This is a genomic window from Flavonifractor plautii ATCC 29863 (assembly GCF_000239295.1).
Classification (GTDB): domain Bacteria; phylum Bacillota; class Clostridia; order Oscillospirales; family Oscillospiraceae; genus Flavonifractor; species Flavonifractor plautii.
In genome coordinates this window covers 1-26,658 of sequence record NZ_JH417677.1, presented here as the reverse complement: position 1 = coordinate 26,658, position 26,658 = coordinate 1, and the positions used below count along the sequence as shown (strand labels likewise).

The window sequence follows — 26,658 nt, the reverse complement described above, 5'->3', positions numbered from 1 at the left end:
TCAGGCGCCTCTGTAAGACGGGTTAATCCACGCACCCCGTGAGGGGTGCGACTTATACCGGGGATGCTTGGTGATGTCGTATTTCTCACTATTTCAATCCACGCACCCCGCGAGGGGTGCGACTGGAGGCAACCCGTAGCCTTTTCCGTGCGTTCCGATTTCAATCCACGCACCCCGCGAGGGGTGCGACGCAGCGGCTTGACGCGCTGGGCCATATCCCAGGTATTTCAATCCACGCACCCCGCGAGGGGTGCGACCGTCCTCGCCCTCCTCCGGGAAGGCCGCCCGGTTCTCATTTCAATCCACGCACCCCGCGAGGGGTGCGACCTCCATTGACCGGGTGGTACAGCACAACCACTGATTTCAATCCACGCACCCCGCGAGGGGTGCGACTTGCTCCTCCTTACTTCCGGTCCGCCAGCGCCACATTTCAATCCACGCACCCCGCGAGGGGTGCGACAGCAAACTTTACCAAAGAGCAGGGAGTTTGCTTGGCTCAATTTGCTTATTTGCACAAGGGGAAGAAGGCTGAGCATACAAAAACAAACGCGCCTATGCTCCATTAAGCTTTCCTTTATGCTTTTTGGGTGCGAACCGGCCGGAGAAGGCGTGTCATCTTGGACTTCGCACGCTACAAAATCAAAGGTTCGTCTGGAAGGTAGGTCTGCTTACAGCCAAAGTGCTCGATCTTCTGCTCATAGCGATTTCCCAGGGAATAAAAGCGGAGACTGTCCCGTTCGGGGTCCATGATTGCGCACAGCTTGGCTTGAAGCAGCTTGTACTGGGCTGGATCCAGCTTACACTCAAAGACGGAGTTCTGAACCCGCTGGCCGTAGTTGACGCACTGCCTGGCGATCTGCCGCAGGCGTTTGCGCCCGGCGGCATCCGCCGTATTGACATCGTAGGTAATCAAAACCAGCATAATGGCCTCACTTCCACAAAAAGGGCGGATAGGCGTCCAGATCGCCGCGGAGGCAGCGGGCCAGAAGCAGCGCCTGGAGATAGGGAACCAGTCCCCAAGAGAGCTTTTCCTGGAGATAGGGGTGAGTCAGAGGCTCCTTTTTCCGCTCCTGCCAGCGCTTCAGAACCGATCTGCGGCCGGAGTCGCTCAAAAAGACCGCCCCATTCTCCAGAAAATCAAAGTCCTGCCGCCCCACCATTCGGTTGTTTATCAGGGTTAAAACGAACCGGTCGGCCATACAGGGGCGCAGCTCCTCCATCAGATCCAGGGCCAGAGAGGCCCGGCCGGGGCGATCCCGGTGGAGAAAGCCCACGTAGGAATCCAGCCCCACGCTCTCCAGTGCGGAGGCGCAGTCGTGCGACAGCAGACTGTAGACAAAGGAGAGCAGGGCGTTGACAGGATCCCGCGGCGGACGGCGGCTGCGGCTTTGGTAGGAAAAGAGGGGCTTTTCACCCAAGATCAGCTGGTCTAACTGCCCGAAATAGAGGGTTGCTCCGGCGCCCTCCAGGCCGCGCAGATGCTCGAGAGAGGCGGCCGCGGCGATTTGGGGGAGAAGCTCTTTCAGATGAGACGCGGAGGCTGTCAGGCTGGCGGAATCCAGCCGGAGCCCGTGATCTCTTCGGGTGCGCTCGATGCTCCAGCGGGCGTTATAGACCTTGCCGAAGATCATACTGCGGGCAATGCGGCAACTGGCGGAGAGCTCGTCCGCCGTGCGGTACTGGGCACGCCGGAGCAGGACGTTTCCCGAGGTACTCCCGGCGATCCGGGCCAGAAACCGCCCGCGCGGCGTGCAGAAGGCCAGAGAGATACCGCGCTCGGCGCAGGCGCCCATCAGGGCGGGAGAGGCCCCGGGGTAGGAGAAGGAGACAATGCCGCTCAAGGTATGGAGCGGGTAGCGGGCGGCCTCCTGATGTTCCCGGCTGGCGACCACATTTTCGCCGTCCAGGGACAGATAGATGTCCTCCGAGGTCACGAAGAGGGTGTTCAACAGTTGTCTCATGGCGTTTCCTCCATGGCCCGGTTCAGATAATCGGATACGGACTCCCGCCGGATCAGCTGCGGCAGGCACAGCTCCTTCAGAGAACAGGCGCCGCAGAACTTGCCCGGCCTGGCTTTGGGGGTGTGGCCCCGCCGGAAGAGCTGATGCATCTCCTCTGCGGCGGACTGAACCTGACGGCGCAGCTCTGGAGAGAAGCGCACCGGAGTGCGCCGGCGGGTTTCGCCGTAGTAGAGTGCGCCTTCCGGGACGGGGCAGCACAGCATTTCCTCCAGACACATGGCCTGGGCGCACAGCTGAAGCTCGTCCGCCTGGTGAGGCTTTGGCCGGCCGCGCTTGTACTCCACGGGAAAGGGCAGCCAGCGGCCCTCCTCGCCCGCGAGGGGGACGCCCTCTGGCGCGGCGCGAAATTCGACCACGTCGCACTGGCCGGACAGTCCCAGGGTAGGGGAGGCCACCGCCAGACTGCGGAGAACCAGAGTATCGCCCCGCCGCTCCCGAAGGGAGGCGTCGTGGGCACGCTCATGGAAGAGCTGGCCCTCTATGGTGCGCAGATTTTCCTGCCACTGCTGTTCCAGATGGATCAGCGCCCACTGGCGGCGGCAGAAGGCAAAGTGCTGAAGGCCGGAGAGGGGGAGAAACTCCTCCTCACGGAAGTTCACCCCATCCGCCGGCAGGTGATTCCGGCGGGGAGGGCGGCCTCGTCCACCGTGACGGAGTAATCCTGATAGGAACGGGCGGGGGCGGGATCACCGGGATCCCTCCGGGTGACATGTACCGCTTCAAAGAGCTTCCAGGCCGGGGCGCAGCCCAGCTCGCTGTCGTGCTGGAAGACAATCAGCTCCCGCACGGCCATCTTGCCCCGTGCGGCGGAGTGGTCGTGCTCGAACATATTGAGGATTGCCTCCCACAGCAGGGACAGATCCTCCTCGGAGAAGCCGGTGGTCTTGCGGGCCAGGTTGGCGGAGACGTAGCCCTCGCAGCGATAGAGGCCATAGGGGATGACATACTTTCTCCCCATCTCAGTGCCCTTTTTCTCCGCGTCGGCCTCGGTGGTGATGGCCACACGGGTGATGGTGATCTCCTGGGGAATGACGGGTTCCACGCTGCGGGCAAAGCCCAACTGCACCGGCCCCCGCACCTGGCCGCAGTTGAGGGCGGCCTTCACAAAGGTGGTCATCACCGCGCCAAAGGTGCGCACATCGTAGAAGTTGGCGCACATCCAGTCCCGGACTTTCCGATCCAGGTCGGGATCGGCCTTTTTCTTTTCCTTGATGGTCTTTTCGTCCACGTCCAGGGCGGCGTAGGCCTCGGCGTCGCTGCGGTTAAGAGGCACGCCGTCCTTGACATAGATGCGGTAGCCGGTGGCGTCCTCCTTCACCGTCTCCACATAGTTGCGGATCTTCCGCTTCAGGCACACGTCGGTGACAATGCCCAGGCCAGTCTCCGGATCCACCCGGGGCATATTGCCCGCGTCCGGATCCCCGTTGGGATTGCCGTTCTCCACGTCGAACAGGATGACAAATTCATAGCGGTTTTTGATAGGATCAGACATGCTCTTTTTCCTCCTTTTTCTGATTGCTCTGATGATAATATCCGATATAGAAACAGTCGGTTTCTTCTGGCATAAAACGCGGAGGAATAGGAGCAGTCAATTTGCCAATCAGAGAGCCTTTTTCCTTCCCCAGTATATTTGCCAGGCCGGGCTTATCACGCAGGAGCTTTTTCATGTGATATTCGCTTAGTGGAAACAATTTTGCGTAGATATTTTTGGGAGTTGTTGCGGCGGAGGTAAAATAGCTATCTTTGATTGTGCGGTTCAATTTCCAATCTGCGGAGGCGAGCTGTATTTGTTCCATTACCGCAAATAACCGGCCTAAAACATAGGGCTGATAATTGCAAGAATCATTTAGTTCCACGGTCAATACCTCCCTTAGTGTGGAATAAATTGGAAGACAACGATAATTTTGCAAGAGACATGCTTTGATGGCGGCAGCTCGGCTTCGTGTAATTTCGTGTTCTGCCCGGATACGCAAAGTAATACCATTCAGTAATGTAGCAGGGTAACGGGTATTCATGAGAATAGAGCGGAGGATCTCACCGGATAGTTCTGGAGGGAGATATTTTTCCAAATTTTGTTTTGCTTCCTTATATGAACTTGGTTCATATTTGGTTTGACTTCGGACAGTGGCATACAGAAGGCGCCAAAGAGGAATGTTGTCAAATTTATTATCATTGGACTGAGCGATCTCCAGGCGGTCATAGTGGGCCTGGATGTGATCCAGGAATCCCTGGAAGGTATTGTGGAGGAAAAAGCGCACTGACAGCCGGGCGGCGTTGGGGGAGAGGCCTAGGATATAGAAATCCATGTTGGGGTCGAGCTTGTCCTCCTGAAAGTCCACGGGGATTCCCTGGCACAGCTGTGCGGTCATGCCGCGGAGATCCGCGGCGCTGTACGGCGTCGGCGCCCCCAGCAGAGCTCCGCCGAAAAAGGCCTGGTAGGCGTCGCCGCCGCCTCTGGCCCAGCAGACGACGGTGGCGTCCCCGAGCCGGTAGACGTGCTCCCGGTCGGCCAGCAGGTAATTAAGGGCGGCCGTGTAGGCGAAGGCGGCGTATTTGCCGGTAGGGGCGTTGAGGTTCTGCTCCTTGCCGTAGGAACAGAACGCCGGTGCGTTGAAAGAGACCAGAGCTGCGCCGCTGGATTGGGCGCCGGACACATTCTTGATGGCCGGGTGAACGGACTCCACCGGCCCTTCCTCGCCGGTGACGAGGCAGATACCTCTTGGGCTGTCGGTATCGGCGCGATAGCGGCGCTCCCAGGCACGCCGAATCTCGGGATCTTCGTGGATATAGCTTCCATTATAACGGAAGAGCAGATTGGCCCCGGACAGTATGTCCTCCCGATACTCTGCCAGAGCGGGATGCTCCAGTGTATACTCCGGGATCCAGGTGCGGAAGAAGGCCAGCAGGGCCTGAGCGGAGGGGGAAGCGACACCCCCCAAAACAGAGGTATGAAGCGCCTTGCAGGCGGCAAAGCACGCAAGGGAGCGCTGAGGGTTGCCCTTATTGTCTGCGCCCAAAATGTAGCCGGAGTTATCGCACAGAAAATTGGCGGCGATCCCTACTGTGCGTTTGACCGGAGCAGGGAGCGTGAGCACCTGGGGGGCGAGCACAGTCTTTTTCCCTCGGAGCTGCTCCGTCTGAATGGACGTAACCTGCTCCAGCGTCCCGTCTGCGGCGATAGAGAGTGCATAGGAGGCCTTGACCGGCCCCCAGCCGGGGCCGGCAAGCACGCCTGCCTGCACCAGAGTTTCGTAATACTGGGTCAACGCCTGCAAAATCATCCCCGCACCTCCCCGCTGTCCCGGGCGGGCACCTCCAGCACCCCGTCCCGCAGGGTGCCGCGGAAGAACAGGGGGCGGATATCCTCCGGATTTGTATAGTCCATATCCCACAGGATCCAGCCCAGATCGCGCTCTCCCAGCAGCTCCTTCGGGCAGGGGGGTAGCTCCTCACACCAGTGGAAATGGGCGGGAAACTCACGGCAGCCAAAGCAGGGCTGGTGGTAGAACTGCCCCTTTTTGATGCGGCGCTTGACAATGTCCTGAAACTTGCCCGGATTATCTCCGGGGGCGGCCTGACTGGTCATGTCAAAATGGGCCTCAATGACATACCGCACATCCCGCAGCAGCAGGGCGGCCCGCTGCTGAATGTCGTCGGATGTGCACAGATACAGCTCTCCCTTGCCCCGCTCCATCACCGTCCGGGCCGAGCGGGCGGAGAGAGTGGACTTGACCTCGTTGCGCCGCAGGTTGGTGAAGCGGATGGGAGCGCACACATGGATGCGGTCGATGATCCACCTCAGCCCAGGATGCCAGTAGATGGCCTCCACCAGCCCCCGGGCGGCGGAGGGGGTCATGATATCGTAGCTCACCCGTTCTACTTTCATCTCCGGGCGGGTAAAGAGGGCATAATCCCCCCAGACCTCCAGCTGAATGGACATAGGCGTTCACTCCTTTCATAATACATAATATATTGTTTGGACAGGGGAAGCACCGGCAGACGGAGTAGAGAGTGAATGAGACCTCACGTCTGCCCGGCGTTCCATCCTGCGTCTATTCATTTAGACGACTATATTATACATCAGAGTTAGTCATCCGTCAAACTCTTTAAAATACATATCTATGAATTTTTGTTGAAACATGTGATATAATATTTTCTGTCGCAACATGCGTGGATTGAAATATAGAAATGTATATTAATTAGGAGGCACAGGGGAGCGGAGACGGAAGCGTCTCCGCTCCCCTGCTGTTTAGACAAAGAAGGCTTTCCCACAGTCCGCCTCCAGGGACAGCCCGGTTTCCTCTGAATAGAGGGACAGGGTGGCAAGGATAGCGGAGCCATCCTCCAGCCGCTCCAGATCCCCGGCCTGATCCAGGGCGGCGAAGTGCTCTTCGTAGATAGATACGCCGTATTGGCCGAGCTGGCGGAACAGCGTCCGGCTCCGCTCTCCGGCCCGAAGCCGTCCGACCAGCTCCGCGCCCGCGCCCAATGGGATGTAGACCGTCCGGGTGGGGCTGTCGATCATGTGGAAGCGCTCCGCCACGGACTGGAAGGGGAACAGCTCCGTGCGAATCTTGGGCAGAATACCATATATGTCCTGCGCTTCCGCCCCCTTCAGCTCCAGGAGCGTATGGAAGTAGGCCTGGATCGCCTCCTGAGAGGCGATGTCGTCATACTGCTCCAGCACCATGCGGCCCGCGCCGATAGCGGTCTGAAACAGAGGCGGCGGGACGGCTTCCCCCCGGAAAAGGGTGACGATGCTCTCCGAGACGGGGCGCTTCCCCTCCCGGTTGCACCGGCCGGCGGCCTGGAGGATGGAGTCCAGGCCCGCCTCTTCCCGGAACACGGCTGGAAAGTCTACATCCACCCCGGCCTCGATCAGGGAGGTGGAGATCACCCGGCAGGGGAGCCCCTCCTTGAGCCGGCGGCGGATCTCCTCCAGCTTGGCGCGCCGGTGGGCGGGATACATGAGGGTAGAGAGGTGAAAGTTCCCCTCGCCGGAGAGCCGCGTAAAGATCTCCTGGGCGCTCTTGCGGCTGTTGACAACGCAGAGCACCTGCTCGTGCTGCTGGAGCTGTCCGGACAGTGTGTCCCAGTCCAGCCGGCCCGCCTGGCGGAAGCACACCCGGCGGAAGGGTTCCGGGGGACACAGCTCCGGCGGACAGAGCTCCACCGCCGGACGGCCGGGCAGGAACTCTGCAAAGAGCGGCCCCAGTGCGGGCTGGGTGGCGGTACAGAGGACGGCGGAAGCGCCGTAATGCTGAACGAGCTGGGCGATGGCGTGGACGCAGGGCCGCAGGCAGGGGAGGGGGAGCAGCTGGGCCTCGTCGAAGAGAATGACGCTTCCGGCCAGGTTGTGGAGCTTGCGGCACTGGGAGGGGCGGTTGGCATAGAGGGATTCAAAGAACTGCACCGCCGTGGTCACCACCACGGGCATGTCCCAGTTCTCCGCGGCCTGGGCCAGGCGGACCGTTTTTGGAGTGGCCTCGGCGTCGATTTCATAGGCGGCGTTGGAGTGGTGCTCCAGCACGTTCTCCGCCCCCAGGATGGTTCGGAACTCCTGGGCGGTCTGCTCGATGATGGAGGTGTAGGGGATCACATAGATGATCCGCCGCAGTCCCCTGGCCCTAGCCTGGGCCAGGGCGAAGGCCAGAGAGGCCACCGTCTTTCCGCCCCCGGTGGGGACGGTGAGGGTAAACAGGCCGGGGGGCTGGGTTTTGCCCATCCGGATACACTGCTCCAGAACGGCGCAGCGGCGGGAGTTCAGCTCTCCCTGAGGGGGAAACCAGCCGGAGATATGGCGCTGGAGCCGCTCCCAAAGGTCATCCAGAGGAGCGGGGTGCTCCGGCCGGGGGGAGCCGTCCATAAAGGCCTCGGTGTCCAGGAAATCCGCGTCCGTCAGACAGGAAAACAGCATCCGGGTAAAGAACATCAGGGACAGCGGCTCCGCGCCGCAGGGGGGAGGAGCGGGGGAGGGGAGGGCGATCTCTTCTGTCCAGGGGGAGCAGTCGGGCAGCATGCCCCGTTCCGCGCGCTTCATCCGTCCCCAAAAGGTTCCGGCATCCGGGGAATCCCCCTGAGTGCCTCCGTCCGGGAGGCCGCCGTGGTGCCCCGCCGCCGCAAAGGCAGCCAGAGGCTGCCCCATACGCCAGCAGGCAAAGGCGCCGGCGGTGGCGTGATCCACCTTGGGGCCGCCGGCAAGGCGGCGCTGAAATTCCATGGAGTATTTTCCGAGGTCGTGGCTCAGGCCGGCCAGCCGACCCAGCTCCTCCGCGCCAAAGGGAGCGGCAAAGAGGGCGCAACGCTCCGCCGTCCCGTTGAGGTGCTCCGCCGCCGTCTGTTTCCGGCCGTCGCCGGCAATGTGGGCCAGATAGGTCATGGGAAAACTACCTCCGTTCTCAAATGTTTCTGAACGTAGAATACCGCCGGATAAGCCCGATAGACCGGACATTTTGCCGTAATGCCAACTATAACTATAGTTGATTTTGCGCAAAACCGCAAGTAGAGAGAAGAAAGAATTGTGCAGATAGCTATGGTCTGGGTGGCGCTTGTGTTATAGCGGGAATTGTGATAAAATAGCTCTGATTCTGTAGAAAAGGGGTGTGCCGTATGAGCGACACCGAACTTCAGTTCCGCACGTCCACCTTTGGCGGGTTTCAGAAGCAGGATGTGCTGAATTATATTGAGACGTCGAACCAGGAGCACCGGGAGAAGCTGGAGGCTGTCCGGCGGGAGCTGGCGGAAGCCGAGGCGGCCAAGGCGGCCCAGGCGGAGGAGACCGCCGCGGCCCAGGCCCAGACGGAGGCCAAGGAGAAGGAGCTCCAGGCCCTGCGGGAGGAGCTGGCCGCCGCCCACAAGGAGGCGGAGGAGCGCAAGCTGGAGATCTCCCTGCTGGAGGAAGAGCTGGAGAAGGCGAAGCAGCGGTTGGCCGATACCGAGGCCCAGCTGAAGGAGAGCGAGGAAAAGCTGGCCAAGGCGGGGCCCGCAGCGGCGGCCTATGAGAAGGTGAAGGACCGCACCGCCGGTATCGAGCTGGAGGCCCACTGCCGCGCCCAGGCGGTTCAGGCGGAGGCGGAGGAGCGCATCCGCAAGACACGGGCCGAGGTGGAGCAGTGGCTGAACCGGGTGCAGGGGAATTACGGCCGCCTGCGCGCTGATATGGACGCGGCGGTTTCCAGGGCCTGTGGAGAGCTGGACCAGGTGCGGCAGACGCTGGAGCAGATCTCCGGGGAGCTGGCCCGCCAGGATGAGGGACTGGACAAGCTGACCAAGTCCTGCTGTGCCGAGCTGACCCACCGTGCACCGGACCCACTCCCACTGGATGAGAAATAAGCAAGCCGGCTGACCGAAGCCGCAGCATTTGTGTGGCAGGCTGATGTTGGAAATGCAATCAAATGGGGTGAGGATACGGAAATAGCGGAAGTGAAGGAACGGCAGCCTGCATTGCTCCAGCAGCTTCTGAAAATTTGGGAGCAGTCCGTGAGGGCAACGCACCACTTTTTATCCAGCCGTGAAATAGAACAGATCAAGGAATACGTTCCCGGGGCGCTGAATTTGGTTCCAAGGCTTGTCATCGCCAGAGAGGAAAGCGGAGCTCCGGTCGGATTTATGGGAGTAGATGGCGGCCGCCTTGAAATGCTGTTTCTCGTTCCGGACAAACGGGGAAACGGCTTGGGAAGGCTGCTCGTTGAATATGGGATGAAGCATTGTGGGGTTAAGAGCGTGACGGTCAATGAACAGAACCCAGAGGCAAAGGGTTTTTATGAGCACATGGGATTCTGTGTATATAAAAGGACAGACTGCGATGAACAGGGAGCGCCGTATCCCCTTCTATACATGGAGATTTCTCAACGGTGATGATAGGGGCACCGGGACGGGTGGACACAGTTCAGCTTACAGAGAAGACAGATAAGGGAAGAGCCCTTGCGCGGCCGCGCAAGGGCTCTTTTTCAGGGACAAACGCAGAGAAGCAGGCGGACGACCCACTCAGGGGCCTCGGGGAGCTGGGCGTGGATCATCTGGAACAGGACCTCGGGGGAGTAGCCGTGAAGCTGCTCCAGGGTGAGAGCCAGACCGGCGGCAGAGGAATATGCGTCCCGTCCGATAGCGAGGGTGGAGCCGAACGCAGTGCCCCCGGCGGCGTACTGCCCCACCGCCGCCCCGCCCAGGGCCGCATAGCCGCTGACAGCGCCGCCGCCGAAGGCAATTCCTAGGCTGAATGCCGCCCCGCCCAAGGCAGCCAGCAGGCCCACGGACAGGCCGCCGAGGGAGATCCCCCCAGCGGCGAGGCCGCCCAGAGCCAGCAGACCGGCGCTGAATCCGCCCAAGGTCAGCAGACCGGCGGAAAAGCCTCCGATGGCTATCAGGCCGGTGGCCACGTTGCCGATGGCGATGACCCCCTTGGCCCGACACAGACTGCGGTCACACAGATTGATATGAACCAGAGGAAGGCCGAAGAGAGTGCGGCGGCTGCGGTACTCATAGCGCCAGCCTCTATAGTAGTTTTGGATGACAGCCTGCTGAGGGGAAGGGGCTGCGGGCTTTTCGGGCTCGATTCCCCGCACCAGATAGTCCAAACTGACGGCAAAATAGTCGGCCAAGGCGGACAGGTTGTTGAGATCCGGGGTGGCGGCCCCCGCCTCCCACTTCTGTACCGCCTGCCGGGAGACCCCTACGGTGTGGGCCAACTCCTCCTGGGAGATGCCCCGCCCTTTGCGGAGCTGGTAGAGCCGTTCACGAAATTCCATGGTGATGAACCTCCTTTTTTCTTGGGCTCATCTTAGCAGAACGGCCCGGATAGACGCAACCAACCGGAGCATCCAATTTGACAACCAGCAGTAGCACCCCTTGGGGCGCAAGGGCTTCAAACCCGGCCAATGTCGGTGCGGAAGTGCATGTCCTGGAAGTGGATGTGCCCCGCGGCGGCGTAGGCGCTGTCGATCGCGGCGTTCAGATCCGGCCCGGTGGCGGTGACGCCCAGCACCCGGCCGCCGTTGGTGAACACCGTGCCGTCGTCTCCCAGTTTGGTGCCCGCATGGAAAACCACGGCCTGCTGTCCGGCATCCTCCAGGCCGGTGATGGGCAGACCCTTGGCGTAGGAGCCGGGGTAGCCGCCGGAGGCCAGCACCAGACAACAGGCCGCCCCGTCCTTCCACCGGATGTTCAGATGGTCCAAAGTGCCGTTACGGCAGGCCAGGAAGATGTCCAGCAGATCGGTCTCCAGCAGGGAGAGCACCGCCTGGCATTCGGGATCGCCGAAGCGGGCATTGTACTCCACCACCTTGGGGCCGTCGGGGGTGAGCATCAGGCCAAAGTAGAGCACTCCCTGGAAGGGGCGGCCCTCCGCCTTGAGGGCGGCCACCGTGGGCAGGAAGATCTCCTCCATACAGCGGCGGGCCACCTCGGGCGTGTAGTTGGGAGAGGGGGAGATGGCGCCCATGCCGCCGGTGTTGGGGCCCTGGTTGCCGTCAAAGGCCCGCTTGTGATCCTGGGAGGAGGGCATGGGAACCAGATGCTCCCCGTCGCAGAAGGCCAGCACGGTGACCTCCGGGCCGGTCATACACTCCTCGATGACCACCCTGGCGCCGGCCTGGCCGAACTTGCGGCCGTCCATCATGGAACGGGCGGCCTCCTGGGCTTCGGCTACCGTCTGGGCCACGATAACGCCCTTGCCCAGGGCCAGGCCGTCAGCCTTCACCACGATGGGCGCGCCCTCGGCCTCAATGTAGGCCAGAGCAGGGGCGAGCTCTGTAAAGGTTTGATACTTTGCGGTTGGAATGTGGTACTTGGCCATCAGATTCTTGGAAAAGATTTTGCTCGCCTCGATGATGGCGGCGTCCGCCCGGGGGCCGAAGGCGGGAATGCCCGCATCCTCCAGGGCATCCACCATGCCCAGGGCGAGGGGATCGTCCGGCGCCACCACCACAAAATCAATGGAATGGGCCTGGGCCCAGGCCACCACTCCATCCACGTCGGTGGCGGAGAGGGGGACACACTGGGCCAGGGCGGCGATACCGCCGTTGCCGGGGGCGCAGTAAAGCTGTTCCACTTGCTCACTTTTAGACAGTGCCCAGGCGATGGCGTGCTCCCGCCCGCCGCCGCCGACAATCAAAACATTCATTGCTTACACCTCAATTCAGCGCCAGCCCCAGGGCCCATAGGCCCAGCAGGTGCGCGGGATAGAACACATAAAAGAACCACTTGCTCTGCACACCCAATTGCCCACGGTACCAGGCCAACAGAAGGAGGGATGCCTCGGCGCACAATGCGTAGAGAGCGAACACAGGGAGGGCATGGAGCAGATAGCCCGCCATCCAGTCCGGCCGGAACAGTGGGAGGGAGAGCAGCCCTATCAGGGGCTGGTAGAGCAGATAGAGGAGAGCCAGACCGACTCCCAGACAGAGCAGCTTTCGGCGGCGATTATCACCGCAGAGGTAAAGGGCGAAGATCAGGAGCACGGCGGGGAAGCCGTAGTCCACGTTGAGCAGGAGTGCCAGCGCACAGGCCGCGAATAGGGGAATGGCCCACACGGCTGGGCCGTGCTCTGCTTTGGACAGACGCTCATAGCCATAGATGGCTCCGGCGCTGAGGATGAAGGTGAGGAGCACACTTCCGCCCCAGACGCCGGTGGCCAGGGTGAAGGGCGCCTGGGAGAGAAGGGCACACGCTCCCAGCCGGGTGAGATAGCGGTGGAAGAAGCGGGTGCGGCGGCAGCCCTCGGCCACGAAGTAGGCGAAAATGGGAAAGGCCAGCCGCCCGATGAGCCGGGGCAGCCCATCCGCCCAGGTGGGCAGGCCCAGCTCGGTCAGCATGGTGGGGAAGACCATCCCGATATGATCCACCAGCATAAACAGCGCGGCCAGATATTTGAGAGCGGCGGCGCTCAGACCGTAGCGGTGTGCCTCCATTAGTGGTGGAACAGCCGCATCCCGGTAAAGGCCATGACGATGCCGTACTTGTTGCAGGTGGCGATGACATGGTCGTCCCGGATGGAGCCGCCGGGCTGGACGATGTACTGTACGCCGCTCTTGCGGGCACGCTCCACATTGTCGCCGAAGGGGAAGAAGGCGTCGGAGCCCACGGTCACGCCCGACTGGCGGGCGATCCACTCCTTTTTCTCCTCCGCCGTGAGCACCTCGGGCCGGATTTTAAAGGTGTTCTGCCACACGCCGTCGGCCAGCACGTCCTCGTACTCGTCGGAGAGGTAGACGTCGATGGCGTTGTCCCGGTCGGGACGGCGGATGCCGTCCACGAAGGAGAGGCCCAGCACCTTGGGATGCTGCCGCAGGAGCCAGTTGTCCGCTTTGTTCCCCGCCAGACGGGTACAGTGGATGCGGCTCTGCTGGCCCGCGCCCACGCCGATGGCCTGGCCGTCCTTCACATAGCAGACGGAGTTGGACTGGGTGTACTTCAGGGTGATGAGGGCGATGAGCATGTCCCGCTTGGCGGACTCGGGCAGCTCCTTGTTGTCGGTGACGATGTTGTCCAGCAGGGCCTCGTTGATGGCGAAGCTGTTGCGGCCCTGCTCGAAGGTGATACCGAAGACGTCCTTGTGCTCCACGGCCTTGGGGGCGTAGTCTGGGTCGATCTGCACCACATTATAGCCGCCCTTGCGCTTGGTTTTGAGGATGGCCAGGGCCTCGTCGGTGTAGCCAGGGGCGATCACGCCGTCGGATACCTCCAGGGCCAGGTAGCGGGCGGTGTCGGCGTCGCACACATCGGAGAGGGCGGCCCAGTCGCCGTAGGAGCACAGCCGGTCAGCGCCCCGGGCGCGGACATAGGCGCAGGCGATGGGGGAGAGCTCCATATCCTCGGCAAAGTAGATTTTCCGCTCCACGTCGGTGAGGGGGGTACCCACGGCGGCGCCAGCGGGGGAGACGTGCTTGAAGGATGCGGCGGCGGGCAGGCCGGTGGCCTCCTTCAGTTCTTTCACCAACTGCCAGGAGTTGAAGGCGTCCAGAAAGTTGATGTAGCCCGGCTTGCCGTTGAGCACCTGGATAGGCAGCTCGCCCTCCTCCATAAAGATGCGGGCCGGCTTCTGGTTGGGGTTGCAGCCGTATTTCAGTTCCAGTTCTGTCATTGCGATAAACCTCCGTCAAGTGAGCGGCGGCCGCGGGCCGCCCTCGGACTGTGTGTATCTGGGGCGGCCTGCGGCCGTCCGTCAGGCTGATGCATGCTTGTTTTTGATCACAGTCTCCCAATCTCCGGTTTTCCGGTCGATGTAGCGCACAAAGAGAGAGACCTTATTCTCCGGGTTGAGGCTGTCCCACAACAGATCGGCAAACTCCGCGGGGGTGCCGCAGGGGATTTCCACCTGCTCCGGTTCCCCCACAAAGGAGGGCAGGGGGGTGCCGTCGCCCATGTAGGTGTGGATGAAATGGCCCTGCCCGGCGCGGGGGGCCTCATAGGCGAAGAAATACCGGCGGCAGGAGGCGGGATCGCCGTCCGCGCTCTTGAGGATGGACAGGGTGTAGTCACCGTTCTTTTTCACCAGCCCGGAGATACGGGGGGTGTAGTTGGGGGCGTCGGGCTCAAAGGTCCGGGTGTGGAGGGCCTGGGCAAAGGTCTTGCCCGCGGCCAGTCCCTCGCGGATGGTGTCGGTCTGGTCGCCGTTGGTGACGATGGTGGAGGTGCCGAACACCCGCACAGGGGCGTAGATAATAAGGGAGGGGTCGGTCATTTTGGAGGGGTCAAAGGCCTGGGTGCGGATGCCGTCAGGGGTCTCCACGAAGACCCGGTTGCGGGAGTTCTCGCTGCGGCCCATGATGAAATAGGCGACGACGGACTTCTCCCCGTCGGGAGAGCTGCCCAGCACGATGCCGCGTCCGGGATAGGGGTTGCCGCGCAGCAGCGCGGTAAGATCCAGGTTTTTCATGATAATCTCCATTCTACGATATCATACTGTTATTGCCTTGCTGAATGTAACATTTGTGAGGAATTCTTGAAATAAGTCTACAGACAGGGGGATGTATTATTCGACAATCCCTCGGGAAAGAAATGCACATACCAGTTGCAGCAATATGTTCTAACAAAATAGTTTCATCGAACATAACTGCACCCGCTAGGTCACTATTAGTATTTAATATTTCTGGGTCTGCAATCGACACCGGAGCATCACGCTTCACGATTTCTGCTCCTGTAAAATTAAAATGTAATCCGCGGCCAGGAGTCATTTCGTTTGTATTCACCATTACTTCCATATCTTGATACATGAATCTTAACCAACCTGCTGCAAGCGTATCTTCCCCGAAATACTCATAATCGTCCACACCGATCAAGGAGAAAAAATCTTCAAAGGACATGTCATCTTCCATGTCTGGGAAAAGTATGTTTGCGGTGGTGACAAAGCCCGCACATTTCAGCTGTTCCTCACATTCGCTCATGGCCTTTTCAGAATCGCCGCTCTGCGTTCCGAAAAAGTAATAAGCATATTCCGCCTCCGGCTCCCCAAAGCATATAGCGGCACAATCTGGGGATGAATCTAAGCTTTCAATTATTTCGCCTTCTGGATGCTCATTTTTTAATTCGATGAGTGTTTTCCCGATGTCATTCAAAAATTCAGGCGTTTGACCGCTGGGGGCTGCGGGCGCGCAGGCAGAAAATACGAATGCTGCAAGCAAAGATAGGATTACAATGACTGCGGTTCGTTTCATATGAAGACATCTCCTACCTGGACTACTCATGAGAGCTTTGGCTAGGAGGTACCAGCCAGCGGATCAGGGAAATACACGCCAGAACAACAGGAACCAGCAGAACGACCAAGCCAAGCAGCAACAGAGCGAGCCCGTAGTCTCCGCCAAGCCAGATTCCACCAAAGAACAGGAAACCGCCGCTGAGGACAAGTGCCAGAAGACGCAGATCGCTCATGTCTCCATACCTCCTATGAAATTATAAAATATGGACGATCCTTCCCTCCACCCGGAGCCGCCCCTCACAGAACAGGGAGACGGCCTGGGGGAGGATATGCCACTCCGCCTGCTCCATCACCCGGCGCTGGAGTACCTCGGGGGTGTCCCCCTCCAGGATCTCCACCGCCCTCTGAAGGACGATGGGGCCGCCGTCGGGCTCTTCATTGACGAAGTGGACGGTAGCGCCCGTGAGCTTCACGCCGTAGGCCAGGGCGGCCTCGTGGACGTGGAGGCCGTAGTAGCCCGCGCCGCAGAAGGAGGGGATGAGGGCGGGGTGGACGTTGAGGATGGCGTTGGGGAAGGCGGCCACCATCTCCCCGGTAAGGATGTGCAGGAAGCCGGCCAGCACCACCAGCCCGATATTCAGCTCACGGAGCTTGTCCACCAGGGCCACGGTCATCTCCCGGTTGGAGGCGAAGTCTTTCCGGGCCACCACATAGCCGGGGATGCCGGCCCGGGCGGCCCGCTCCAGGGCGTAGGCGTCGGGCCGGGAGGAGAGCACGGCGGCGATGCGGCCGTTTTTCAGCTCACCCCGGCTCTGGGCGTCGATCAGTGCCTGGAGGTTGGTGCCCCCGCCGGAAACCAAGACGGCAATTCGTACCATGCGCCCTGCCCTCAGACCAGCTCCACGCCGGCGTCGCCCTTGATCACGTCGCCGATGACGTAGGACTGCTCGCCCGCCCGGGCCAGCACGTCCAGCGCGTGGCCCACTTGATCCTTGGGGATGGCGATGACCAGGCCGATGCCCATGTTGAAGGTGTTATACATGTCCCGCACGGGGATGTCACCCGACTTCTGAATGAGCTCGAAGATGGCGGGCACGGGGTAGGAGGCGGTGCGGATGCGGGCGGTGAGGCCCTCTTTCATCATGCGGGGCACATTCTCATACAGGCCGCCGCCGGTGATGTGGCTGATGGCCTTGACAGTTACGCCGTGCTGGCGCAGGCATTGGATGGATTTTACGTAGATATGGGTGGGGCGCAGCAGCTCCTCGCCGATGGTGCGGCCCAGCTCGGAGACATAGATATCCAGAGCCTTGGGGTTGTCCAGCAGCACCTTGCGCACCAGGGAGAAGCCGTTGGAGTGGACGCCGTTGGAGCACAGGCCGATGAGCAGATCCCCTTCGCAGAGGGTGGAGCCGTCGATCATGTCGGACTCGTCCACCAGACCCACGGAGAAGCCGGCCAGATCATACTCGTCCTCGGGGTAGAAGCCGGGCATCTCGGCGGTCTCGCCGCCGATGAGGGCGCAGCCGGCCTGGCGGCAGCCCTCGGTGACGCCGGAGACGATGGCCTCGATGCGGCTGGGCACATTCTTTCCCACAGCCACGTAGTCCAGGAAAAACAGGGGAGAGGCACCGGAGCAGATAATGTCGTTGACGCACATGGCCACGCAGTCGATGCCAACGGTGTCGTGCTTATCCATGAGAAAGGCGATTTTCAGCTTGGTGCCCACGCCGTCGGTACCGGAGACCAGGACGGGCTTCTTCATGCCCGCCACATTGGGGGCGAACAGGCCGCCGAAGCCGCCCAGAGAGCCCATGACACCGGGAATGTAGGTGGACTCCACCAGGGGCTTGATGCGGTTGACCGCCTCGTAGCCGGCGGTGACGTCCACGCCGGCGGCGGCGTAGGATTCGGAATGGGAGTTCTTCATGTCAAAACCTCCAGATAACAATGAGGAAATGGGGCGCTGGGGTAGAGGAAAAAGCCTTGCAGAGTTTTACCCGCTTTGCGGGTAAAAGAATTGCAAAAGAGGTCCGCAGGCGAATTCAGTTCGCCGGAGTACGCCGCTGCTTGCTCCGCCATCGGCGGGCGACCACCTGCGCCGTGCGCGGGTGAGGGGGGATCAAACCCGCTGTGCCGCCGGGGGCGGCGCGGGGGGGTATCCAGGGGGGACAGCGTCCCCCTTGGAGCGTTTTTACTCCTTCCCCGTCCAGCAGTAAGTGCAGATCTTGTCCCGGTCGATGCCGATGGCCTCCAGCAGGCCGTCCAGGGACTGGTAGCCCAGAGAGTCGAAGCCCAGCTTCTCGCAGATGGCGCGGAGCATGCATCTGCCGCGCTCCGTGGAGGCGTCGGCGTATTCCTCGATATGCTGCTGCCCCTCGTCCCCCTCCAGCTCCTGGATGGTTCGCCGGGCCAGCAGTTCCATGTCGGAGTTGCTGCGGGAGAAATTCAGGTACTTGCAGCCGTACATGACGGGCGGACAGGCCGAGCGCATGTGGACCTCCTCAGCGCCGGACTCGTAGAGGAATTCCACGGTCTCCCGGAGCTGGGTGCCCCGGACGATGGAGTCGTCCACAAAGAGCAGCTTCTTGCCCTCAATGAGCTCGGGCACGGGAATCTGCTTCATCTTGGCCACCTGGTTGCGGGCCTCCTGGCTGGTGGGCATGAAGGAGCGGGGCCAGGTAGGGGTGTATTTGACGAAGGGGCGGGCAAAGGGCTTGCCGCTGCGGTTGGCAAAGCCGATGGCATGGGGCACGCCTGAGTCGGGCACGCCGGCCACATAGTCCACCTTGGGCAGTTGGCCCCGGTGTACCTCGTCCCGGGCCATGATCTCCCCGTTGCGGTAGCGCATGACCTCCACATTCATCCCCTCGTAGTTGGAGTTGGGGTAGCCGTAGTAGGTCCAAAGGAAGGCGCAAATCTTCATCTGCTCTCCGGCGGGGGAGAGGGTCTTCCAGCCGCCGGCCGTGACCCGTACGATCTCCCGGGGGCCCAGCTCGTAAGCGTCATGGTAGCCCAGCTTATGGTAGGCGAAGGACTCGAAGGAGACGCAGCAGCCGTTTTCGCCCTGGCCGATGAGCACGGGCAGGCGGCCCAGCTTGTCACGGGCGGCGAGGATGCCGTCGGCATCCAGAATAAGAATGGTGGCTGAACCGTCGATCTCGTCCTGGGCGTGGCGGATGCCGGAGATCAGATCGTCCTTCTGGTTGATGAGGGCGGCCACCAGCTCGGTGGCGTTGACTTTACCCGAGCTCATGGCCATGAACTGGTGGCCGTGGTCGGAGAAGTAGCGCTCCACCAGCGCGTCGGCATTGTTGATGATGCCCACGGTGGTGATGGCGTACAGGCCCAGGTGGGAGCGCACCAGCAGGGGCTGGGGATCGGTGTCGCTGATACAGCCGATGCCGGAGCAGCCGTGAAATTCCGCCAGATCCTTGTCGAACTTGGTGCGGAAGGGGGTGTTTTCAATGTTGTGGATCTGCCGCTGAAAGCCATCCTTCCGGTCGTAGACCGCCATGCCGCCCCGCTTGGTGCCCAGGTGGGAGTGGTAGTCGGTACCGAAGAACACGTCCAGCACGCAGTCCTGCTTGGTAATCGCGCCGAAGAAACCGCCCATGGATTACTGATCCCCCATCAGGCGGCGCATGACCTCCTCGTAGGCCTCCTCGGCCCCGCCCATGTCCCGGCGGAAACGGTCCTTGTCCAGCTTCTCGTGGGTCTGTTCGTCCCACAGGCGGCAGGTGTCGGGGGAGATCTCGTCGGCCAGCACAATGGTGCCGTCAGATGTTTTGCCGAACTCCAGCTTGAAGTCCACCAGATCAATGCCGATCTTCTTCATGAAGCCCCGCAGCAGGTCGTTGACCGCAAAGGCATACTTCTTGATCAGGTCGATCTCCTCCTGGGTGGCCAGCTTGAGAGCCAGGGCGTGATAGCTGTTCATGAGGGGATCGCCCAGGTCGTCATTCTTGTAGGAGAACTCGATGGTGGGCGCGTCGAACACGATGCCCTCCTCCACGCCAAAACGCTTGGCGAAGGAGCCGGCGGAGATGTTGCGGATGATGACCTCCAGGGGGACGATGGACACCTTTTTCACTGCGGTCTCCCGGTCGCTGAGCTCCTCCACATAGTGGGTGGGCACGCCCTTCTCCTCCAGGCGGCGCATCAGGTTGTTGGTCATGCGGTTGTTGATGGCCCCCTTGCCGGTGATGGTGCCCTTCTTCAGGCCGTTGAAGGCGGTGGCGTCATCCTTGTAGGACACGATCACCACATTGGGGTCGCTGGTGGCGAAGACCTTCTTGGCCTTGCCCTCATAGAGCTGCTCCAGTTTCTCGTAAGACATATTAAAACTCCTCCATTTGGATTTTATGATCCTTTGCTTCCACCTCGGCGGCCATGCCGGCCTTGAACTGCACCAGCCGGTCGCTCAGGGCCTCGTCGGAAAGGGCCAGCATCTGGGCGGACAGAATGGCGGCGTTGTCCGCGCCGTCCACCGCCACGCAGGCCACGGGAATCCCCTTGGGCATCTGCACCATGGACAGAAGGGAGTCCAGCCCGCCCATCATAGAGGTCTTGATGGGCACGCCGATGACGGGCAGGGTGGTATAGGCGGCCAGCACACCGGCCAGATGGGCGGCTTTGCCCGCTGCGGCGATAATCGCACCGAAGCCGTTCTCCCTTGCCTGAGAGGCGAAGCGCTCGGCGGCGGCGGGGGTACGGTGGGCGGAGATGATGTGGACCTCTGTGGGGATGCCAAAGGACTTGAGCCGCTGGATGCAGGGGCGCATGGTGTCCAGATCTGAGTCGGAACCCATGATGACGGCAACTTTTTTGCTCATAAAACCCTCCTGTAGCGCCAAATAAATTTTTAGGAAACGATAAAATAAATCAGGGTATCTGCTTACACAGATACCCTGCACTTATTACCGCCGAAAATTGGACAGGCGGGAACCATTGATGATCCAAACCCCAGAGCGCAGTTCGTGCACCGGCGTCATGGCTCTACCTCCCTGTCCCAGAATGAGTATAATATATCGAATTCCCGGGGGCTTTGCAAGGGAGGGGGCGGAAATTCGTATGCTTATACAAGTTTCGCCGGAAAAACAGAAGACACAATTGTAAAGTGTGTGTCAAGCCTGGCGGAGCAGCGTGCCGTCGGTGCCCACAATGACCGTATGGAGGGAGAGCGGTTTACCGCTGGCGGACACGGCCCGCTCGGCGGCCCGCTGAATGCCCCCACAGCAGGGGACCGCCATCCGTACAACGGTGACGCTGCGGATGTCGTTTTGAGCCAGAATGGCGGTGAGCTTTTCACTATAGTCCCCTTCGTCCAGCTTGGGGCAGCCGATAAGGGTCACCCGGCCCCGGATAAAGTCCCGGTGAAAGGCGCCGTAGGCGTAGGCGGTGCAGTCGGCAGCAATGAGAAGATCACAGCCGTCAAAGTAGGGCGCGTTAACCGGAGCGAGCTTGATCTGAACCGGCCACTGGCGCAGTTCACTGGGGATATCTCCAGCGGTGGGGGCGGCTTCCGGCCGGCGGATGGCCCGGCTCTGGCTGCCGGGACAGCCGCAGGGCAGGGGCGTGTCCGCGGCCCTGGCCGCCTTGGCGGCCAAGACCGCCGCATGGTCGTAGGCGGGGGCCTCACGCTCCTCAAAGGTGATGGCCCCGGTGGGGCAGGCGGGCAGGCAGTCCCCCAGCCCGTCGCAGTAGTCCTCCCGGGTGAGACGGGCCTTGCCGTTGACCATCTCAATGGCGCCCTCGTGGCAGGCGGCGGCGCACAGGCCGCAGCCGTTGCACCTGGATTCCTCGATATGAATGATTCTGCGTTTCATGGGAAAACGCCTCCTTCGTCGGTTTCTGGGCCTATTCTAACAAAGGGACGGGCCGTTGTATGTTGCAGGTGCAATAAAAAAGAAAAAACGTGCACTGTCACCGACAGCGCACGTTGGATGGAACACAATCAATCGCGCAGATACTGCTTCACCAGCTCCTGTAGCAGCTCGTCCCGGTCCAGCTTGCGGATCAGGGCGCGGGCGTTGTTGTAGTTGGTGATATAGGTGGGGTCCTCCGAGAGGATGTACCCCACGATCTGGTTGATGGGATTGTAACCCTTTTCCTGCAAGGACTGGTAGACGGAAGAGAGGATCTTCTTGATCTCTGGGTCCTTGTCGTTTTGGATGCTGAATTTGCGGGTGTAGTCCATCTCCATATCGGTACACCTCCCCGTGTATCATTCTGTTCCCCATTGTAGCGGAAAAAGGACGCGCTGTAAAGGGGATGACTTAAAATTTATGATTCTTTAAGATTTCGACCGGACGCGGAAGGGGCTCACCGCAAAACAGCACCCAGCTCCTGCTCCAGCAGCTCCAAAACTGCCTTCACGTCGGCATCAGCCTCCTCGCTGGTGAGGGAGCGGTCGTCGGCACGCAGAGTCAGGTTAAAGGCTACGCTCTTCTTGCCCTCGTCCACGCCCTTGCCCCGGTAGATGTCGAACAGGGCAACCTCCTTGAGCAGGCCCTTGGCTCCCCGGCGGATGCAGTCCTCCAGAGCGCCCACGGTGACCTTCTCACCGCACACCACGGCGATATCGCGGGTGACGGCGGGGAACCTGGGCAGGGGGACGTACTCGGGATCGGGGCCCTTGGCGTTCAGGAGCTCGTCAAAGGAGAGCTCGGCGCAGTAGAGCTCGGCGTCCACGCCATAGTTCTGGGCCGCCAGGGGGTGGATCTGGCCGAAGATGCCGATGCAGTCGCTGCCACTCCACACGGTGGCGCAGCGGCCGGGGTGGTAGGAGGCGTCGGAGGGCGCGCCGGTGGGACCCTCAAAATGGATATCTACAGCCCGGATGTCCTTGAGAATGGCCTCGACGGCCCCCTTCATGGCGTAGAAGTCCATGTCCTCGCCGTAGGCGCCCAGGGTGAGCACCTTGGACTCGTTGGCCAGGCCGTCCTCCCTGCCGGGCAGATAGACCCGGGCCAGCTCATAGAGCCTGGCGGACTTGTTGCGGTAGTTGTAGTTGCGGGTGAGGATATCCAGCATGGAGGGCAGGGTGGTGGTGCGCATGATGGAGGTGTCCTCCCCCAGAGGGTTGAGGATCTGGAAGCTCTTGCGGGCGGAGTAGTCGCGGGGCCAGCGGATCTTGTCATAGCAGGCGGGGGAGATGAAGGAGTAGGTGATGATCTCGTCATACCCGAAGGCGCGGCAGAGCGCGCCCAGCCGGTTTTCCAGCTTCTGCTCGGCGGAGTAGCCGCCCAGGGTGGTCTGGCCCCGCATAAGGGTGACGGGGATGTTGTTGTACCCGTAGAACCGGGCCACCTCCTCGGCCAGATCGGCGATGCCCTCCACGTCGGCGCGCCAGGAGGGGATGACCACGTCGGCGGGGCCGTCGGGGAAGTCGTGCTGCTCGGTGCGGATCTCCACCCGCTCCAGATATTTGTACTGCTCCGCGGCGGGGATGTCGGTGCCCAGCAGGGCATTCACCCGCTCCGGATCCATGCGGATGGTGCGGGGCTGGGGCACATAGTTGAGGATGTCGATGACGCCGTCCACCACCTCGCCGGCCCCCAGCAGCTCCACCAGCTCGCAGGCCCGCTGGACGGCGGGGAGGGTATTCATGGGATCCAGGCCCTTTTCGAACTTGGCGCTGGCCTCGGTGCGCATGCCCAGGGCCAGGGCGCCCTTGCGGATGCAGGTGCCGTCGAAGCAGGCGGACTCGAACACCACGTCGGCGGTGTCGGAGACGATCTCGCTGTTCTCGCCGCCCATGATGCCCGCAAGGCCCACGGCCCGGGTCTCGTCGGCGATGACCAAGTGGTTGGCATTGAGCTTGCGCACCTGGCCGTCCAGGGTGGTCAGCTCCTCGCCCTCCTCCGCCCGGCGGACGATGATTCTGCCGCCCTTCACATAGCGGTAGTCGAAGGCGTGCATGGGCTGGCCGTACTCCAGCATGACGTAGTTGGTGATATCCACGATGTTGTTGATGGGACGCACGCCCATGGAGCGCAGCCGCTCCCGCATCCACTTGGGGGAGGGGGCGATCTTCACGTTGCGTACCATCCGGGCGGTGTACCGGGGCACCAGGTCGGCCGCCGGGGTCTCCACGTCCAGCAGCTCGGTGAGCACGCCGGGGCCGCCGCCCTTCACTACCGGCTCGTGGAGGGTGAGAGGGGCGTCGTAGGTGGCGGCCACCTCCCGGGCCAGGCCGATGACGGACAGGCAGTCGGGCCGGTTGGGGGTGATCTCAAACTCCACTACATGGTCGTCGGCGTTGATGACGGGCTTGAGATCGTCGCCGGGCTTGCAGTCCTCGCGGAGGATGAAGATGCCGTCTGGGATGCAGTGGGGGAATTCCGCCTGCTGGGCGTGAAGGTCGTCCAGGGTACAGTAGCTGCCGGTCTTGGTGTTGTAGGCCACAAGGTCGCCTGCGTGCAGGTTGGGGCAGGCGGTGTCCGGGCAGACCGTGCCGGTTCCGATGTCCGCGCAGGTGTGGAAGGAGCCGTCCGGCTGGGTCTCACACTCCAATACCCTGGCGCACACCACGGGGCCGTAGATCTTGTCGCCGGGCTGAATGTCGGCGGAGATGGAGGGCTTGTCCTTGTCCAGGGGCTTGTAGTCCCCCAGAATGGCGGCGGGGGTGATGGTGGCATAGGGGAAGTCCCGCTCGTCCAGGCCCAGCTCGGCCAGACCGCAAAGCATGCCGTCGGACAGCACGCCGCGCAGCTTGCCCTTCTCGATCTTCTTGCCGCCGGGTAGGGTGGACTTGTGCAGGGCTACGGGGACCAGATCGCCCACATGGACGTTCCAGGCGCCGGTGACGATCTGCACCGGCTGCTCCCGGCCGGCGTCCACCTGGCAGATCCACATGTGGTCGGAATCGGGGTGACGCTCCATAGACAGCACCTTGCCCACCACCACGTTGGAGATCTCCTCTCCCAGATCGTGGGTCAGCTCCACCTTGGAGCCGGAAAGGGTCATGGCCTCGGCGAACTCCTTGTCGGAGGCGTCCACATGGACGAATTCCTCCAGCCATTTGCGAGATAAGTTCATATATGAAAACTCCCTTGTTATTCTTGTTTTACCTCGGACGGATTCCGGGTGTAGGGGCGGATATTATCCGCCCGCCAGGCTCAAATTTGGAAACGGGCGGGCGGCTGATAGCCGCCCCTACGGTTCTGAGACTGCGCCTCAGAACTGCTCCAGGAACCGGACGTCGTTTTCAAAAATCAGCCGCAGATCGGCGATTTTGAAGCGACGCATGGCGGTGCGCTCCAGGCCGATGCCGAAGGCCCAGCCGGAGTAGACGCTGGGATCGATGCCCGCCATCTCCAGCACGCGGGGGTGGATCATGCCCGCGCCCAGCAGCTCGATCCAGCCCTCACCCTTGCAGGTGGGGCAGCCCACGCCGCCGCACTTGTGGCACTGCACGTCCATCTCGCAGGACGGCTCGGTAAAGGGGAAGTGGTGGGGGCGGAAGCGGGTCTTGGTGCCCTTGCCGTAGAGCTGCTCCACCACGGTGTTGAGGGTGCCCTTCAGATCGGCCATGGTGACGCCCTTGTCGATGACCATGCCCTCCACCTGGTGGAACATGGGGGAGTGGGTGGCGTCCACCTCGTCCTTGCGGTAGACCCGGCCGGGGGCGATGATGCGGATGGGCAGAGGCATGGAGTCCATGGCCCGCACCTGCATGGGGGAGGTCTGGCTGCGGAGCATCACCCGGCTGTCCTCGTCAAAATAGAAGGTGTCCGACCAGTCGCGGCTGGGGTGCCCCTCACCGGCGTTGAGCCGGTCGAAGTTCAGCTCGGCCAGCTCCACCTCGGGGCCGTCCAGTACGGTGAAGCCCATGCCGATGAAGATGTCCTTGAGCTCATCCAGGGCGATATACATGGGGTGCCGGTGGCCCATCGTCACGGGCTTGCCGGGGACGGTGACATCCAGCGCCTCGGCCTCCAGCCGGGCCTCCAGCGCCTTGGCCTCCAGCTCCCTGCCCTTGGCCTCCAGCTCGGCCTCCAGAGCGGCGCGCACCTCGTTGGCTAGCTGGCCCATGGCGGGCCGCTCCTCGGCGGAGAGCTTGCCCATCTGCTTGAGTACGGCAGTGAGCTCGCCCTTCTTGCCCAGGTACTTGACCCGCAGGGCGTCCAGTTCTGCGGAAGATCCGGCCTGCGCAAACGCGGCCAGAGCCTCCGAGCGGATGGTTGCTAACTGTTCTTTCATATGGAAAACTCCTTCTTGATGAATGGTAGTGGATACGATTAGGCTTCCGCATGGTAGGCGAAGGGCAGCAGATCCTTTGCCGGAACCTTTTGTGCAACCCCGTTCACGGGGAGGATTACTTCACACTCCGGCGCGTAGTCCGCCAGGAGCTGCCGACAGTTGCCGCACGGGGGCAGCAGTTCCGAGCCGTCTTTGCCGCGGACGGCGGCGATTGCTTCCAAAACCCGCTCGCCATTGGTGATGGCGGAGCCGATGGCCACCTGTTCTGCGCATGCGCCGTGAATGGAGTACACATTCACGCCGGTATAAACTGCGCCGCTGCCGCACCGCACGGCCGCGCCTACGGTGTGATGGAAGTTTTCGCCGTCATAGTTCCGGCGAATCGCCGCACCGGCGGCCTCAATCAAGGCGCGGTCTCGCTCTTCCAACGACTTCATTGTCCAGCTCCTCTTTCCGGTTTGGGCAATAAAAAAGCCCTTCCTCCCAACTAATTGGGACGAAAGGCAAACCTTCCGCGGTACCACCCGCAATTCCCGCGCCGGCGGCGCAGGCACTTTGGCCCCGGTAACGTGGGGCAAAACCGTCCCTGTCTCCAGGGCCGCTCCAGGACGAACCGAACAGGCCAGCCCCACATCCGCTTTCAGCCGGTGACGGACGCTCTCTGCCGGGCCGGGGGCTGCTCTTTTTCCCTTCATCGCATGTGCCCTTATTTATATCACAAAATCGAGAAAAGCGCAAGAAGGAAATTGACGAGTCCTGCCGCACGGCTGTAGGACTACAATACATATTGGACATCTG

26 protein-coding genes and 1 CRISPR repeat array are annotated in these 26,658 nt (G+C 61.7%); of the genes, 2 read left to right on the top strand and 24 right to left on the bottom strand.

The genetic code is table 11. The features are described 5' to 3' along the window. Window positions 1-19 precede the first annotated feature (19 nt). Window positions 20-460: direct repeats of the CRISPR family, unit length 33 nt; unit sequence ATTTCAATCCACGCACCCCGCGAGGGGTGCGAC. A 171-nt stretch (window positions 461-631) separates the two neighbouring features. The 7 genes from cas2 to HMPREF0372_RS04385 all read right to left on the bottom strand — a co-directional run bounded on the left by cas2 (window position 632) and on the right by HMPREF0372_RS04385 (window position 8,400). Then, window positions 632-922 (bottom strand): CRISPR-associated endonuclease Cas2, encoded by a 291-nt coding sequence (cas2, locus tag HMPREF0372_RS04415; protein WP_007489329.1) that lies wholly within the window; start codon window positions 920-922, stop codon window positions 632-634. A 7-nt stretch (window positions 923-929) separates the two neighbouring features. Continuing rightward, window positions 930-1,961 (bottom strand): type I-C CRISPR-associated endonuclease Cas1c, encoded by a 1,032-nt coding sequence (cas1c, locus tag HMPREF0372_RS04410; protein WP_007489328.1) that lies wholly within the window; start codon window positions 1,959-1,961, stop codon window positions 930-932. Next, on the bottom strand, window positions 1,958-2,620 hold the full coding sequence (gene cas4, locus HMPREF0372_RS04405) for a CRISPR-associated protein Cas4 (protein WP_007489327.1): 663 nt from the start codon (window positions 2,618-2,620) through the stop codon (window positions 1,958-1,960). Before cas4 ends, cas1c begins: the two co-directional genes overlap by 4 nt. After that, window positions 2,617-3,513 carry a type I-C CRISPR-associated protein Cas7/Csd2 gene (cas7c, locus tag HMPREF0372_RS04400; RefSeq protein ID WP_007489326.1) on the bottom strand — a complete coding sequence of 299 codons (897 nt, stop codon included), beginning with the start codon at window positions 3,511-3,513 and terminating at the stop codon, window positions 2,617-2,619. Before cas7c ends, cas4 begins: the two co-directional genes overlap by 4 nt. Then, window positions 3,506-5,302 carry a type I-C CRISPR-associated protein Cas8c/Csd1 gene (cas8c, locus tag HMPREF0372_RS04395; protein ID WP_007489325.1) on the bottom strand — a complete coding sequence of 599 codons (1,797 nt, stop codon included), beginning with the start codon at window positions 5,300-5,302 and terminating at the stop codon, window positions 3,506-3,508. Before cas8c ends, cas7c begins: the two co-directional genes overlap by 8 nt. Further along, on the bottom strand, window positions 5,299-5,961 hold the full coding sequence (gene cas5c, locus HMPREF0372_RS04390) for a type I-C CRISPR-associated protein Cas5c (protein WP_007489324.1): 663 nt from the start codon (window positions 5,959-5,961) through the stop codon (window positions 5,299-5,301). The genes cas8c and cas5c overlap by 4 nt, the downstream gene beginning before the upstream one ends. Window positions 5,962-6,270: 309 nt before the next feature. Further along, a complete protein-coding gene (locus tag HMPREF0372_RS04385) occupies window positions 6,271-8,400 on the bottom strand; it encodes a CRISPR-associated helicase/endonuclease Cas3 (RefSeq protein WP_007489323.1) in 2,130 nt (709 codons plus the stop codon). A gap of 230 nt (window positions 8,401-8,630) precedes the next feature. Between HMPREF0372_RS04385 and HMPREF0372_RS04380 the strand changes: the two genes are divergently transcribed. Next, window positions 8,631-9,353: a hypothetical protein gene (locus HMPREF0372_RS04380; protein WP_007489321.1), complete on the top strand. Its 723-nt coding sequence runs from the start codon at window positions 8,631-8,633 to the stop codon at window positions 9,351-9,353. Window positions 9,354-9,383: 30 nt separating this feature from the next. Continuing rightward, the gene (locus HMPREF0372_RS04375; RefSeq protein ID WP_007489319.1) at window positions 9,384-9,878 is read left to right on the top strand and encodes a GNAT family N-acetyltransferase; all 495 of its coding nucleotides are present in this window, start codon (window positions 9,384-9,386) and stop codon (window positions 9,876-9,878) included. 92 nt (window positions 9,879-9,970) lie between these two features. On the opposite strand, the gene HMPREF0372_RS04370 is transcribed toward HMPREF0372_RS04375, so the two are convergent. From HMPREF0372_RS04370 to HMPREF0372_RS04290, 17 genes are all read right to left on the bottom strand, one after another. After that, window positions 9,971-10,768: a helix-turn-helix domain-containing protein gene (locus tag HMPREF0372_RS04370; RefSeq protein WP_007489317.1), complete on the bottom strand. Its 798-nt coding sequence runs from the start codon at window positions 10,766-10,768 to the stop codon at window positions 9,971-9,973. Between the two features lie 116 nt (window positions 10,769-10,884). Continuing rightward, window positions 10,885-12,141, bottom strand: a complete 1,257-nt coding sequence (gene purD / locus HMPREF0372_RS04365) for a phosphoribosylamine--glycine ligase (RefSeq protein ID WP_007489316.1) — start codon at window positions 12,139-12,141, stop codon at window positions 10,885-10,887. A gap of 10 nt (window positions 12,142-12,151) precedes the next feature. Continuing rightward, entirely contained in the window at window positions 12,152-12,928 is a 777-nt protein-coding gene (locus tag HMPREF0372_RS04360; protein ID WP_007489315.1) for a TraX family protein, read from the bottom strand. After that, on the bottom strand, window positions 12,928-14,100 hold the full coding sequence (locus HMPREF0372_RS04355) for a phosphoribosylaminoimidazolecarboxamide formyltransferase (protein ID WP_007489314.1): 1,173 nt from the start codon (window positions 14,098-14,100) through the stop codon (window positions 12,928-12,930). The genes HMPREF0372_RS04360 and HMPREF0372_RS04355 overlap by 1 nt, the downstream gene beginning before the upstream one ends. A gap of 81 nt (window positions 14,101-14,181) precedes the next feature. Next, window positions 14,182-14,895 carry an IMP cyclohydrolase gene (locus tag HMPREF0372_RS04350; RefSeq protein ID WP_039996678.1) on the bottom strand — a complete coding sequence of 238 codons (714 nt, stop codon included), beginning with the start codon at window positions 14,893-14,895 and terminating at the stop codon, window positions 14,182-14,184. 13 nt (window positions 14,896-14,908) lie between these two features. Then, entirely contained in the window at window positions 14,909-15,673 is a 765-nt protein-coding gene (locus tag HMPREF0372_RS04345) for a hypothetical protein (protein WP_007489312.1), read from the bottom strand. A 22-nt stretch (window positions 15,674-15,695) separates the two neighbouring features. Continuing rightward, the gene (locus tag HMPREF0372_RS04340) at window positions 15,696-15,887 is read right to left on the bottom strand and encodes a hypothetical protein (RefSeq protein WP_039996671.1); all 192 of its coding nucleotides are present in this window, start codon (window positions 15,885-15,887) and stop codon (window positions 15,696-15,698) included. Window positions 15,888-15,908: 21 nt separating this feature from the next. Next, the gene (purN, locus tag HMPREF0372_RS04335) at window positions 15,909-16,532 is read right to left on the bottom strand and encodes a phosphoribosylglycinamide formyltransferase (protein ID WP_007489310.1); all 624 of its coding nucleotides are present in this window, start codon (window positions 16,530-16,532) and stop codon (window positions 15,909-15,911) included. Window positions 16,533-16,543: 11 nt separating this feature from the next. After that, window positions 16,544-17,584, bottom strand: a complete 1,041-nt coding sequence (gene purM / locus HMPREF0372_RS04330; RefSeq protein ID WP_007489309.1) for a phosphoribosylformylglycinamidine cyclo-ligase — start codon at window positions 17,582-17,584, stop codon at window positions 16,544-16,546. A 264-nt stretch (window positions 17,585-17,848) separates the two neighbouring features. Next, window positions 17,849-19,270 carry an amidophosphoribosyltransferase gene (locus HMPREF0372_RS04325; RefSeq protein WP_007489304.1) on the bottom strand — a complete coding sequence of 474 codons (1,422 nt, stop codon included), beginning with the start codon at window positions 19,268-19,270 and terminating at the stop codon, window positions 17,849-17,851. Window positions 19,271-19,273: 3 nt separating this feature from the next. Next, window positions 19,274-19,993 carry a phosphoribosylaminoimidazolesuccinocarboxamide synthase gene (purC, locus tag HMPREF0372_RS04320; protein ID WP_007489303.1) on the bottom strand — a complete coding sequence of 240 codons (720 nt, stop codon included), beginning with the start codon at window positions 19,991-19,993 and terminating at the stop codon, window positions 19,274-19,276. Window position 19,994: 1 nt separating this feature from the next. Then, window positions 19,995-20,489 carry a 5-(carboxyamino)imidazole ribonucleotide mutase gene (purE, locus tag HMPREF0372_RS04315; protein ID WP_007489302.1) on the bottom strand — a complete coding sequence of 165 codons (495 nt, stop codon included), beginning with the start codon at window positions 20,487-20,489 and terminating at the stop codon, window positions 19,995-19,997. 291 nt (window positions 20,490-20,780) lie between these two features. Beyond that, on the bottom strand, window positions 20,781-21,482 hold the full coding sequence (locus HMPREF0372_RS04310; protein ID WP_007489301.1) for an ATP-binding protein: 702 nt from the start codon (window positions 21,480-21,482) through the stop codon (window positions 20,781-20,783). Between the two features lie 128 nt (window positions 21,483-21,610). Beyond that, window positions 21,611-21,859: an IreB family regulatory phosphoprotein gene (locus tag HMPREF0372_RS04305; protein WP_007489300.1), complete on the bottom strand. Its 249-nt coding sequence runs from the start codon at window positions 21,857-21,859 to the stop codon at window positions 21,611-21,613. Between the two features lie 119 nt (window positions 21,860-21,978). Then, a complete protein-coding gene (pheT, locus tag HMPREF0372_RS04300; RefSeq protein WP_007489299.1) occupies window positions 21,979-24,696 on the bottom strand; it encodes a phenylalanine--tRNA ligase subunit beta in 2,718 nt (905 codons plus the stop codon). Between the two features lie 138 nt (window positions 24,697-24,834). Further along, window positions 24,835-25,860: a phenylalanine--tRNA ligase subunit alpha gene (gene pheS, locus HMPREF0372_RS04295; RefSeq protein ID WP_007489298.1), complete on the bottom strand. Its 1,026-nt coding sequence runs from the start codon at window positions 25,858-25,860 to the stop codon at window positions 24,835-24,837. A 38-nt stretch (window positions 25,861-25,898) separates the two neighbouring features. Then, complete coding sequence (locus HMPREF0372_RS04290) at window positions 25,899-26,297, bottom strand: cytidine deaminase family protein (protein ID WP_039996669.1); 399 nt, start codon at window positions 26,295-26,297, stop codon at window positions 25,899-25,901. Window positions 26,298-26,658: the final 361 nt, after the last annotated feature.